Annotated in this window: 9 protein-coding genes; 3 read left to right on the top strand and 6 right to left on the bottom strand. The window is 62.1% G+C overall.

Annotation, left to right across the window (positions count from 1 at the left end; all coding sequences use genetic code 11):
- Positions 1–63: 63 nt before the first annotated feature.
- The 3 genes from BLW80_RS13855 to BLW80_RS30765 all read right to left on the bottom strand — a co-directional run bounded on the left by BLW80_RS13855 (position 64) and on the right by BLW80_RS30765 (position 1,775).
- The gene (locus BLW80_RS13855) at positions 64–858 is read right to left on the bottom strand and encodes a peroxiredoxin (protein WP_093758409.1); all 795 of its coding nucleotides are present in this window, start codon (positions 856–858) and stop codon (positions 64–66) included.
- Positions 859–878: 20 nt separating this feature from the next.
- Positions 879–1,019: a hypothetical protein gene (locus BLW80_RS30290; protein WP_158005733.1), complete on the bottom strand. Its 141-nt coding sequence runs from the start codon at positions 1,017–1,019 to the stop codon at positions 879–881.
- Positions 1,020–1,253: 234 nt separating this feature from the next.
- Positions 1,254–1,775 carry a hypothetical protein gene (locus BLW80_RS30765; protein ID WP_244528226.1) on the bottom strand — a complete coding sequence of 174 codons (522 nt, stop codon included), beginning with the start codon at positions 1,773–1,775 and terminating at the stop codon, positions 1,254–1,256.
- Here BLW80_RS30765 and BLW80_RS13860 point away from each other — a divergent pair.
- Positions 1,731–4,964, top strand: coding sequence for a YhdP family protein (locus tag BLW80_RS13860; RefSeq protein WP_244528228.1), 3,234 nt, complete (start codon positions 1,731–1,733; stop codon positions 4,962–4,964). The two genes, BLW80_RS30765 and BLW80_RS13860, sit on opposite strands and share 45 nt — an antisense overlap.
- A gap of 45 nt (positions 4,965–5,009) precedes the next feature.
- On the opposite strand, the gene BLW80_RS13865 is transcribed toward BLW80_RS13860, so the two are convergent.
- Complete coding sequence (locus BLW80_RS13865) at positions 5,010–5,753, bottom strand: IclR family transcriptional regulator (RefSeq protein WP_093758411.1); 744 nt, start codon at positions 5,751–5,753, stop codon at positions 5,010–5,012.
- A 238-nt stretch (positions 5,754–5,991) separates the two neighbouring features.
- On the opposite strand from BLW80_RS13865, the gene BLW80_RS13870 reads away from it, so the two are divergent.
- Both BLW80_RS13870 and BLW80_RS13875 read left to right on the top strand, forming a co-directional pair.
- Positions 5,992–7,215, top strand: a complete 1,224-nt coding sequence (locus BLW80_RS13870; RefSeq protein ID WP_093758412.1) for an ABC transporter substrate-binding protein — start codon at positions 5,992–5,994, stop codon at positions 7,213–7,215.
- Between the two features lie 105 nt (positions 7,216–7,320).
- On the top strand, positions 7,321–8,091 hold the full coding sequence (locus BLW80_RS13875; protein ID WP_093758413.1) for an SDR family NAD(P)-dependent oxidoreductase: 771 nt from the start codon (positions 7,321–7,323) through the stop codon (positions 8,089–8,091).
- A gap of 75 nt (positions 8,092–8,166) precedes the next feature.
- Here the strand turns inward: BLW80_RS13875 and BLW80_RS13880 are convergent, their stop codons facing one another.
- Positions 8,167–9,861, bottom strand: a complete 1,695-nt coding sequence (locus BLW80_RS13880; protein WP_093758414.1) for a methyl-accepting chemotaxis protein — start codon at positions 9,859–9,861, stop codon at positions 8,167–8,169.
- A 185-nt stretch (positions 9,862–10,046) separates the two neighbouring features.
- Positions 10,047–11,741 (bottom strand): methyl-accepting chemotaxis protein, encoded by a 1,695-nt coding sequence (locus BLW80_RS13885; protein ID WP_093758415.1) that lies wholly within the window; start codon positions 11,739–11,741, stop codon positions 10,047–10,049.
- Between the last annotated feature and the right edge of the window lie 159 nt (positions 11,742–11,900).

The raw sequence follows: 11,900 nt of genomic DNA on the forward strand, positions 1-11,900 counted from the left end.
GTCGGCTGGCTCAACGGAGGCGATTTGAGCCCTTCATGGTTAATTTTGAGCAAATGACATTGATCAAATCCGACGTGCCTCTTCGAGCACCGCGTCTGCGTGTCCGTCCACTTTGACGCTGTGCCAGATCTTCGCAACGTTGCCTTTTGCATCGATCAAAACCGTGGTGCGAAGAACGCCTTCGAAGGTCTTGCCGTACATGGATTTCTCGCCCCAGGCGCCATAGGCTTTCAGCATCGATTGTGTCGCATCCGACAGCAGCGGAACTCCCAGCGCGAACTTGTCGCGGAACGACTCCTGAGCCTTTAGCGGGTCGGCCGAGACGCCAAGCACGGCGGCGTTGGCTGCCTGAAAGTCGGCGGACAGGCGGGTGAAGTCGATGGCTTCCTTGGTGCAGCCCGGAGTGCTGGCGCGGGGGTAGAAGAAGATCACGAGCTTCTGGCCGGCATAGTCTGACAGCGAGACCGTGGCGCCGCCATCGCGGGGCAACTGGAAGGCCGGAGCCTTGGCCCCCTCGGCCGCGACACTAGGCGCCGGTGCGCTTTTCTCGCGAGTTGCTTTCGGTGCCGCCACGGAGGGCGGCGCAGGCTTCGCAACTGCTTTGGGCGACGCCTTCGCGGCGATCGTCTTAGTCGCTGGAGCCTTTTTGGCGACAGGAGCTTTCGCGACTTTGGCGGCTGGCTTGGCTAGCGCCTTGGACACGGCTTTCGCCACAGGCTTGGCTTGCTTGGCGGCAGCCTTTTTGGCTGGGGACTTTGTCGCAGCCTTGGCAGGCTTCTTCGCCTTCGAGGGAGAAGCAGTCTTGGCCGTTTTCTTGGCGGCGGCCTTGGCGGGTTTCTTGCTGGCTTTCTTGGCCATGGATGTTCCTTTCTTCGCGTTCAGCGGTTCAATTGCGCGGCGCGCCCGACGAGGCGCTTGGCCGCAGTTTCCAGCGTCAATCCGGCTTTCGCGCCCGATGCGTTTTCTGCCACTGTACAGATGGCTCGTTTCGAGGGATTCTTGCGCGATTTCTTGGACATACGCCTTCCTTTCGTCGCTTTCAGCGGCTCAGTGTGATGACATTGCAAAGCACCGGCGATCGGGTGGCGGCACGTTGCGGTGCAAATGCGCTGGCCCAAATATGCTGGTCTCGGAGTATGGTTACAAAGGATTCGACGCAACACACGTTCCGTGCGCCATAGGGGCGCCGCAACGACCGCACGACGAGTTATAATTCAAACCGAGGATTGGCAGCGATGCCGGCAGAAGAGCGCTCATCGGTTGTCGATGCGCGAAGGGCCGGTGACGATCATTCTCATAGTCAGCGCCAGCACCGAGAGGCAATGGCCAGAAATAAGCCGCCACAAGCGTATCGATCGCGCGCCGATGACGAGTCCTTGCAATGGGATGATGCCGATTGGGATCATCAGCATGACGAGGCCGGGCATCACCGTGCACGTCGCTTGCTGTCCAAGAAAGATAGTGGCTGGCACCGTTTCGGCGATCGACTCGTTGCGGTTCGCGATTGGCTGTTCGGCGGTCGATGGGTCAAGCGGATCGCGGCTGTTCTCGGCATCCTTCTGATTATTTTTGGCGTTTGCTTTGGCGCCTTGTGGGTCCGGCTGGGCGCAGGCCCGATCAATTTCGACATGGCCACACCGTGGCTGGTCGAGGCGATCCAGGACAATATCGGGCAGGGTAATACGGTCGAAGTTGGCGGCACGCAGATCGAACGCGCCGGGCGGGTCCGGATGGCTGTGCGAATCCGCGACATCGTCGTCCGCGATCGTGATCACGCCGTCGTGGCTAGTGCTCCGAAAGCCGAAGTCCGGCTCTCCGCTGCTGCCATGATGATGGGGCGCTTGCGTGCCGAAAGCCTCAACCTGGTCGATGTTGTACTGGCCGTGCGCATTACGCCGGATGGGCAGGTGACCGTGTCGACAGGCGAGAATGCTCGCCCGATCGCGACGGGCGTCGCATCGCCGCGCACACCAGGGTCGTGGCTCGGTCCGGGCAGGCAACCGGAACTGACCTTCCCGCGGCAGCCGCAGCCGCCAGTGGTCCAGATTCCGCAGCCCCCTGCTGACAAGCGCGAGGCCTCCACCGGCTTGCTTGCGGGTCTCGATTGGCTCGACAGCCTGACCCTGTCGGGCCTCGACGGACAGAACCTCAACGAGATCGGTCTGAAGAACGGCAAGCTGGTGGTCGATGACCAGCAGCGCGGCAATACGTGGGACTTCAACAATATCAGCCTGACCCTGCGGCGACCGAGCGGCGGCGGCGTCATGATGACAGTGGGCGAAGGCGGCAAGGCCCCGTGGACACTCGGCGTCACAGTCGGTGCGCCAGCCAATGGCGTGCGTGCGGTCAGTCTGCGGGCCGACAAGGTCTCGACCCGGAATATCCTGCTCGCGCTGCGCATGAAGGATCTGACTTACAGCGCCGATCTGCCGCTGACCGGTGAGTTGAGGGGCGAAATCGGGCGCGACGGCCTCCCGACCTATTTCCGCGGCAAGCTCACTGCAGGCGCCGGCAACATCATCGATAATGACACGCCGGATTATCCGATGCCGATCGATCAGGCGGAGCTGAGCGTCGAGTGGGATGCCGGCCGCCGCGTGCTGCTGGCGCCGTTCAAGTTCGTGTCCGGCGAGAACCGCATCACTTCGCTTGCCCATGTCGAGCCACCCAATGGCGCGACCGACTCGTGGCAGGCAGGGATCAGCGGCGGCACCATCGTATTGGGTGGAGGTCCGGGTGAAGCGCCGCTGATCTTCAACAGCATCGACATTGGCTTGCGTTTCGATTCCGACAACCGCCGGGTTTTGCTGACGCGGGCGAATATCAGCAACGGCGAGATCGGGGTCGCCGGCACAGGCAGCATTGATTATGCGGGCGAGCCGCGCATGACCCTCGGTTTTGCGGGCACGCCGATGTCCGCCTCGGCGCTCAAGCGCATGTGGCCGATCCTGATCGTGCCTGAAGTACGCGAATGGGTTACCGAACGCATCGAGGGCGGGCAGCTTCAGAGCATCGAGATCGGGGTCAATTCGCCGACCAAGAACCTGACACGGCGTGGGCCGCCAATCCCCGATGAGGGGCTGTCGGTGAAGATCCTCGCCAATGGGGTGGCGCTACGTCCGGTGGATGGTATGCCGGTGATCCGCGACGGCGATTTGCGCGCGCGCGTCACGGGACGGACCGCGACCGTGACCATCGGTCAGGCAAACTCCGAGACCGCGGGCGGACGCAAGCTCAATCTCAGCGATATCGTGTTCGAAGTTCCGGATATGGCGCCGAAGCCATCGCCAGCTCGCGTGCGTTTCAAACTGGAGGGACCGGTGGCGGCCGTGGCCGATGTCCTCAACTCCAACCGTCTGAGCGAAGTCACCGGCAACATGCTCGACCCGGCGACCACCAAGGGCAATGTGACCGCTCAGGTCGCCATGGGCATGCCGATCCAGCACGAACTGACCAAGGCCGATACGACCTACAACATCACCGCGGATCTGACGGCATTTTCCGCCGACAAGCTGGTGATGAACCAGAAGCTCGAAGCCAATTCGCTGAAGGTCACAGCGAACAATCAGGGTTATCAGGTCAAGGGTGACGTCAAGATCAACGGGCAGGCGGCATCGCTCGACTATCGCAAGCCAACCGATGGCGATGCCGATGTGCGTCTCAACGCGACGCTCGACGATGCAAGCCGCGCGCGGCTCGGTGTGGACCTCGGACCGGCGGTGGTCGGCAATCTCCCGATCAAGGTTGTCGGCAAGATTGGCTCCGGGGACCGTGACAGCAAGCTCGGGGTCGACGCCGATCTGACGCCGTTGAAGCTCGACAATATCCTGCCGGGCTGGATGAAGCTGCCCGGCAAGAGCGCTCGCGCTGTCTTCAACGTCGTGAAGAAGGGCGACACAACGCGTCTGGAAGATATCGTCGTCGATGGCGGTGGGGCTTCGATCAAGGGCTCCGTCGAAGTCGATCAGAACGGTGACCTCGTCGGTGTGAACTTCCCGACCTATTCGCCGTCCGAAGGCGACAAGACGTCGTTGAAGGCAGACCGTGGTCCGGATGGCGTATTGAAAGTCACGATGCGTGGCGACGTGTTCGACGGCCGCGGCTTCCTGAAATCGGCGATTTCAGGCAAGGATGGGGATCCCAAGAGCAAAACCAAATCGGTCGACTTCGATATTGACGTGAAGCTCGGCGCTGTTGCCGGTTACTACGGCGAGGCGGTTCGCAGCGTCGATGCCAAGATTTCGCGACGCAACGGTACGATCCAGAAATTCTCCCTGAGCGGAAAGCTCGGACGCGACACACCGCTGACGGGCGACATGCGCGGACGCTCCCAGGGCGCCGGCCGTGATGTCATCTATATCGAGACCAACGATGCCGGCGCCTTCCTGCGCGCGACCGACACCTATTCCAAGATGTCGGGGGGCCAGCTCGCACTGGCAATGGATCCGCCATCGTCGGACGCCCGCGCCAAGGAAGGCCTGATCAACATCCGCGACTTCAACGTCAAGGGCGAGGCGCAACTGGCCAGCGTCGCCGGGGGCGGGCAGAACGCGGCGCAGAGCAGCGTCGCGTTCTCGCGGTTGCGTGCCGAGTTTACGCGGCAGAACGGCCAGTTGACCATTCGGGACGGCGTCGTCAAAGGCCCGACCATCGGTGCGACCATCGAAGGCAGTATCGACTATCCGCTCAACCAGGTGCGCATGAGCGGCACCTTCGTGCCGATGTATGGGCTGAACAACATGTTCGGCCAGATTCCTGTGGTCGGTCTGTTCCTCGGTGGCGGCAGCAATGAAGGCCTGTTCGGTGTGACCTATGAAGTCGTCGGCACGCCGGGCGCGCCCGTCCTGCGTGTCAACCCGCTCTCGGCCATTGCGCCGGGTATCACGCGCAAGGTCTTCGATTTCGGCACCGGCAAGCAGAACAATTCGATCGAATTCCCGAACCAGAACAACAACAGCAACTAACGACGTCTGTGGCTTAAGCGCAGCGCTCGCCACATTGGGCAGTGCTTAGCTTGACGCGAGTTCGGATGCGAATCTCTGTATCAGCTTCTGGATGATGGCTGCCGTTTCGGGACGCCGTGTCAGGCAGCGCGACGTCGGACCGGCAACCACCAGCGACAACCGGCGATGTTGCACCGGCAAGGGCACGGCGACGCCCGCGAGGTCGGCGATATATTCCGATGAACTCTGCTGATAACCGCGCTCGGCCGCCTGCCTGAGTTCGTCCTCGATCGCTTCTGCCGTTGTCGGCGTGGTGTGGGAGAAGGCTTCGAACTTGATCTTGCGGTAGATCGCCTTGCGTTCCTCGGGCGAATGCTGCTCGAGAATGGCGCGGCCCACCGAACTCGCATGGACCGGAACGCGGTCGCCTATCTGCGCGAAGTAGCGCACCGAATGCGTGGACTCGACGACATCCAGGAAGATTGCTGACGTTCCGGCGAGGGCGGCGACGCCGGTCGTTTCGCCGGTCTGGTCGGCGATTTCGGTCACCAGCGCATGGGCCGCGTCCGGGAGCGGCTCGGCATCTGCGACAGCGCGGGCAAGCATTAGCCAGCGGGGGCTGGGATAGTAGCCGTTGCGCGCACGGGGCTCATAGAGCCAGCCCTTGTCGGCGATGGTGCCGACGAGATTGAACGTGCTGGAGCGCGGCCAGCCGAGGTCGTCCGAAATTTCGGCGAGTGTCGCGGGGCGTTTGCGCCGGGCGAAATATTCCATAAGTTCCAGGACGTTGGCAGCTTGTCTGACCAGCATTGGAATTCTCATTCTTCCTTGTTGGCACGTCACGCGTCGCGACACGCTTGCGATTCTGCGCGTTCTGGTTGGCCCCTGTATCGCCGAAACGTCCTTGAAGCCATCCAGATCGGCGGCGGCGGTCTTGACTTACAATTCACGTATAGGTCTTATAAATTCATAAACAAGAATTATTCACGTGATTGCCGGGCTGGCGCCTTGCCAGGGTGAATCACGGAATTTGTCAGGGGAGGAATAGATGACCATTCGCAATACTGTTGCCGTGTCAGCCGTGGCGCTGTCGCTCGGATTGCTGTCCGCGCAGATGGCGTCGGCACAGACGCCGGTGAAGCTCGGCGTCCTCGCCGACATGTCCGGCATTTTCTCTGATATCGGCGGCATGGGTTCGTTCGATGCCACCAAGATGGCCGTCGAGGATTTCAACAAGCTTCCGGGCGCCGACAAGTTCAAGGTCGAGGTGATCCAGGGCGATCCGCAGAACAAGCCGGACATCGCGCGCAACATCGCGCGCAAGTGGTACGAGACCGAAGGCGTCGACGTCCTCGTCGACATTCCGACCAGCGCCACCTCGCTGGCTGTCGCGCCGCTCACGGCGGAGCTCAACAAGGTCGCGCTGTTCACGGCATCAGGCACGTCGGACCTGACGGGCAAGGCCTGCACGCCGAACTCGGTGCATTGGACCTATGACACCTGGGCACTGGCGCACGGTACGGCCGACGCCATGACCAAGGCCGGCGGCAAGAGCTGGTTCTTCCTTACTGTCGACTTCGCGCTGGGCGCTTCGCTAGAGCGTGATGCTACAGCCGTCATCAATGCCAATGGTGGCAAGGTGCTCGGCAGCATCAAGCACCCGACCGATTCGAACGATTTCGCGTCCTATCTGCTGCAGGCGCAGGCCTCCAAGGCCGAGGTCATCGCACTGGCGAATGCCGGCGGCGATACCATCAAGGCGATCAAACAGGCCTCGGAGTTCGGCATCGTGCAGGCAGGCCAGAAGCTCGCCGGCATGCTGATGTTCATTTCGGATATCCATTCGCTTGGTCTCAACACGGCGCAGGGCCTGCAGCTCACTGAGGGCTTTTATTGGGATCTGAACGAGCAGACTCGCACCTTTGGCGAGCGCTTCGCCAAGCGCAACAACGGCCGTTATCCCAGTATGAACCAGGCCGGCGCTTATTCGGCGTCGCTCACCTATCTGAAGGCGGTCGCCAAGGTTGGCTCGCCGAAGGATGGCGCGGCGGTCGTGAAGGCGATCCGCGAGATGGGTACGTTCGACGATCCGCTGTTCGGCAAGACCACGCTGCGTGACGACGGCCGCGTGCTGCACGACATGTATCTGCTCCAGGTCAAGAAGCCCGCTGAGTCGAAGAAGCCGTACGATTATTACAATGTTCTGGCGACAATCCCGGCCGACACGGCCTTCCGTCCGCTCAAGGACGGCGGTTGCCCGCTGATCAAGTAACGGCTGCAGCAACGAACGATGAGAACGCGCAGATGTCGGTGACCCCGCGCTGCGCGTTTTTCTTTTTCTGAACCGCGATATCAAAACCATCACAAGGACAACAGAATGCGTCTCGCCAATAAACTCGCCGCCGTCACCGCCGCTGCATCGGGCATGGGACGCGCCGGCGTCGAACTGTTCCTCAAGGAAGGCGCCAAGGTCGCCGCCATTGACGTCAATGCGGACGCGCTCGCGGAGCTCAAATCCGACATGAAGAAGCTGGGTTATGAGCTCACCACCATCCAGGCCGATCTGTCGAAAACCGAACAGATGAAGAGTTCAATCAACGACGCGGCTGCCGCGCTTGGCGGTATTGATATCCTCTGGGCTCATGCCGGCACGCCGGGTCCGGCCGGCGTCGAGAATCTCGACCTCACGGCCTATGAATTTGCGATGGCGCTCAACGTCACCTCGGCGACGCTGGCGGCCGGCGAAGTGATCAAGCACATGCGCAAGCGCGGCGGCGGCTCGGTGATCTTCACCTCGTCGGTGTCGGGCATTGTCGGCTCCATGATGAGCCCGATCTATTCGGCTGCTAAGTTCGCTGTGGTCGGCCTCACCAAGTCGCTGGCACAGGCATTCGCTTTCGATCAAGTCCGCGTCAACGTGATCTGCCCGGGTCTTGCGGATACGCCGATGAAGCTCGGTTTCACCGGCCGCTCGGGCGTCGCAGTGGAAGCTGCGGCCAACGAGGCCAAGCTTTTGGCGGCGGTGCCCATGGGCCGTCTCTGCAAGGCCGAGGATGTGGCGCATGCCGCGCTGTGGCTTGGTTCGGACGATGCTTCCTTCATCACGGGCATCGCGCTGCCGGTGGATGGCGGCTTTACCGCGCGCTGATCTGCGATCACCGCAAAAATAGAGAAGGGCGCGGTCATGGCTGACCGCGCCCTTCTTGTTTGGCGGCAATGCGTATCAGGCGGCGCGTACGCCGGCGAGGAAGGTTTTGACTTCGCCGGAGAGTTGCTCGGCCTGTTTCGACAGGCCGGTTGCCGCACTCAGCACCATGCCCGCAGCGTTGCCGGTCTCGTGCGCTGCCGAGCTGACACCGCCGATATTGGTGGTGACGTTCTGGGTCGCCTGCGCCGTCTGCGTCACGTTGCGAGCAATTTCCGCAGTCGCCGTACCTTGCTCCTCGATGGCAGAGCCTATCGTGGTGGCGATGGCGCTGACTTCTTCGATCGTGGCGGTGATGCCCTGGATGGCATCGACGGCTTCCTTGGTCGCGCTCTGGATTTGCGCGATGCGCGTGCTGATCTCCTTGGTGGCATCGGCGGTCTGCCCGGCGAGGCTCTTCACTTCGGTGGCGACCACCGCGAAGCCGCGGCCGGCATCGCCAGCGCGTGCAGCTTCGATGGTGGCGTTCAGAGCGAGGAGGTTGGTCTGGGCGGCGATGGTTTGGATCAGCTCGACGACATGTTCGATCTGCTGTGCGCCATCCGCCAGCGCCCGCACGATGGTATCGGTGCGGCGTGCACTATCCACCGCGTGCGACGTGATCTTGGCGGACTGGGCCATCTGGCGGGCGATCTCGGTGATCGACGACGACAGTTCTTCGGCGGCAGATGCGACTGTCTGAACGCGTGTGCTGGCTTCGGTCGCAGCCGAGCTGACCATGGTGGCCTGCTGGTTGGTGCGATCGGCTGTGCCCGTCATGGACTGTGCGGTGGCTTCGAGCTCGGTCGACCCCGATGCCATCAGTCCGACAAGCTGGCCGACGGATGCGTCGAAGCGATTGGCAAGGGCGATCAACGCCTCGCGCTTCTCGGCTTCGCTCATCTGCTTCAGCTTGGACTGCTCGGCTTCGAGAGACCGTGCCGTGAGTGAGGTCTGCCGAAGCATTTCCAGCGTTTCCGCCATGCGGCCGATTTCGTCGCCGCGATCGGTTTCCTCGACCTTGGCGTCGAGCGCGCCGTTGGCGATGTCATGCATGCGTGACTGCAACCGGCGAAGTGCACCGAGGATGTCGCTGGAAATCAGCCAGGACAACAGCGCCATCAGCGCGAGGACGCCAGCACCGATAGCGCCGAGGCGCATCAGCAGCGCATTCATGTCGGCATCGAGGTCGTCCACATAGACGCCGATGCTGATGACGACGTTCCACGGCGCAAATTTGCGCGCGAACACGACTTTCGGCCGAGGCTCATCCTGTCCAGGACGTGGATACAGATAGGTCGCGGTCGCACCTTCAGGCTTGCTGTTGGCGGCGGCGATGACGGCGGAGGCGATCAGGACGCCGTTGGAATCCTTGCCGTTGGTGATGGTGCCTTCGAGTTTCGGAAGCGTGCCGTGGACCATCACGGTGGAGTCGGCGCGATAGGCGAGCACGTAGCCCTGTCCCTTGTCGAACAACATGCGCCGGCTGCGCAGGCGAAGCTGATCTTCAGCTTCCGGCAGCTTCATCTTGCCCGCTTCAACTTCGTCCTGGAGCGATTGCGCGAGGCCAGTGACGAGATCGACGGCGGTGCGGAGCTGCAAAATCCGATCCTCCATCATCCGCTTCTGACTAAGCGAAGCGGCGACCGCGATGACGGCGCAGACCGCAATGGCAGAGACCGCGACCATGCTGACGAGCTTGGTGCGGATCGTGAAGTTACTGAGCAGACTCATCTGGACCTCGGCATGAGAGTGACCAGACAATAATACCGTCAACCTGCTTACCAATGGTAAATCACGGGTTGCAATGCGCATCTTGAAGCGAGTTCAGCATGCGTCGCTTCGTCAGGTCCTGAAATGAAAAAGGCGCAGTCATTGCTGACTGCGCCTTTCATTCAATGGGGTTTAGTTCGTCATGCTTAGGCGGCGCGCACGCCCGCGAGGAAGGTGGTGACTTCGCCTGACAGTTGTTCGGCTTGTTTCGACAGGCCGGTCGCAGCACTCAACACCATGCCGGCGGCATTGCCAGTCTCATGCGCTGCCGAGCTGACACCGCCGATATTGGTGGTGACGTCCCGCGTCGCCTGCGCGGTCTGGGTGACGTTGCGGGCGATCTCTGCGGTCGCGGCACCTTGCTCCTCAATGGCCGAGCCGATCGTGGTGGCGATGGCGCTGACCTCTTCGATGGTCGCGGTGATGCCCTGGATAGCGTCGACCGCTTCCTTGGTCGCACTCTGGATCTGCGCGATGCGGGTGCTGATTTCTTTGGTGGCGTCGGCGGTCTGACCGGCGAGGCTCTTCACTTCGGTCGCCACGACGGCGAAGCCGCGGCCTGCATCGCCTGCGCGGGCGGCTTCGATCGTGGCATTCAGCGCCAGCAGGTTGGTCTGGCCCGCGATGGTGGAGATCAGTTCAACCACGTGTTCGATCTGCTGCGCGCCGTCAGCGAGGGCGCGAACGATGGTGTCGGTGCGGCGGGCGCTATCGACGGCGTGGGTGGTGATCTTGGCCGACTGCGCCATCTGACGCGCGATCTCGGCGATCGACGACGACAGCTCTTCGGCGGCCGCGGCGACCGTCTGCACGCGGGTGCTGGCCTGCGAGGCCGCGGTGCTGACGATATCCGCCTGGTCATTGGTGCGGGCGGCGGTGCCGCTCATCGACTGCGCGGTGGCTTCGAGTTCGGTGGAACCGGACGCCATCAGGCCGACCAACTGACCGACGGAGGAGTCGAAACGATCGGCGAGGGCGATCAGCGTGTCGCGCTTCTCGGCCTCGCTCATCTGCTTCAGCTTGGCCTGTTCGGCTTCCAGCGTACGTGCCGTGAGCGAGGTTTGGCGCAGCATCTCCAGCGTCTCGGCCATGCGGCCGATTTCGTCGCCGCGGTCGGTTTCGCCGACGTTCTCGTCCAGCGAACCATTGGCGATTTCATGCATGCGCGTCTGGAGTCGGCGCAGTGCACCGAGGATATCGCTGGCGATCAGCCAGGACAGCAGCGCCATGATGGCGAGAACGCCAGCGCCGACAGAACCAAGGCGAACAAGCAGGGCGTTCACGTCGGTGTTGAGGTCATCGACATAGAGCCCGATGCTGAAGGTGACGTCCCAAGGAGCATAGTAGCGTGCGAAGACCATCTTGGGGACAGGTTCTGTCTGACCCGGTCGTGGATAGTAATAGAAGGTGCTGCCGCCGGTCGGCGTCTGACGCGCGGCTTCGATGACGGCCTTGGACATCACGACGCCATTCGAGTCCTTGGCGCCCCTGTTCGTGTCTTCGAGCTTTGGGTTACCGCCATTTACAAACTGGACGCCATCAGATCTGTAAGCGAGGAGATAACCTTGCTTGTTGCCGAAGGTCATGTTGCGGGCCAGCTGGCGATAGCGCAACTGGGCGTCGGCCAGGCTCGTCTTTCCGGCGGTGACATCTTCCTGCACGGCATCTGCCAGGGTCACCATCAGTTCAGCCGCGGTCTTGAGCTGCTCCATGCGGTCCTGCTGCATGCGCTTCTGGCTGAGCGAAGCGGCGACGGCAACAACGGCGCAGACCGAAGCGACGGACACCAGCACCATACTGGTGAGCTTGGTGCGGATGGTGAAGTAACTGAGCAGACTCATCTGAACCTCTGAATGTGGCAGGCCGGACAATAGTACCGCAAATCTGCTTACCAATGGTGAATCACGGATTGCGACGCGCATCTTAAAGAGGGGCAGTGAGTGTCACTTGGTGGCAGGCGCTCAAAGCAGAAAGGCGCGGTCATCGCTGACCGCGCCTTT

This window comes from Tardiphaga sp. OK245, assembly GCF_900108575.1.
GTDB classification, from domain to species: domain Bacteria; phylum Pseudomonadota; class Alphaproteobacteria; order Rhizobiales; family Xanthobacteraceae; genus Tardiphaga; species Tardiphaga robiniae.

Excerpts from the sequence above, each read along its gene's own strand:
- BLW80_RS13875 (WP_093758413.1), top strand. The coding sequence starts at position 7,321 with ATGCGTCTCGCCAATAAACTCGCCGCCGTCACCGCCGCTGCATCGGGC.
- BLW80_RS13855 (WP_093758409.1), bottom strand. The coding sequence starts at position 858 with ATGGCCAAGAAAGCCAGCAAGAAACCCGCCAAGGCCGCCGCCAAGAAA.
- BLW80_RS13885 (WP_093758415.1), bottom strand. The coding sequence starts at position 11,741 with ATGAGTCTGCTCAGTTACTTCACCATCCGCACCAAGCTCACCAGTATG.
- BLW80_RS13870 (WP_093758412.1), top strand. The coding sequence starts at position 5,992 with ATGACCATTCGCAATACTGTTGCCGTGTCAGCCGTGGCGCTGTCGCTC.
- BLW80_RS13860 (WP_244528228.1), top strand. The coding sequence starts at position 1,731 with ATGGCTGTGCGAATCCGCGACATCGTCGTCCGCGATCGTGATCACGCC.
- BLW80_RS30290 (WP_158005733.1), bottom strand. The coding sequence starts at position 1,019 with ATGTCCAAGAAATCGCGCAAGAATCCCTCGAAACGAGCCATCTGTACA.
- BLW80_RS13880 (WP_093758414.1), bottom strand. The coding sequence starts at position 9,861 with ATGAGTCTGCTCAGTAACTTCACGATCCGCACCAAGCTCGTCAGCATG.
- BLW80_RS13865 (WP_093758411.1), bottom strand. The coding sequence starts at position 5,753 with ATGCTGGTCAGACAAGCTGCCAACGTCCTGGAACTTATGGAATATTTC.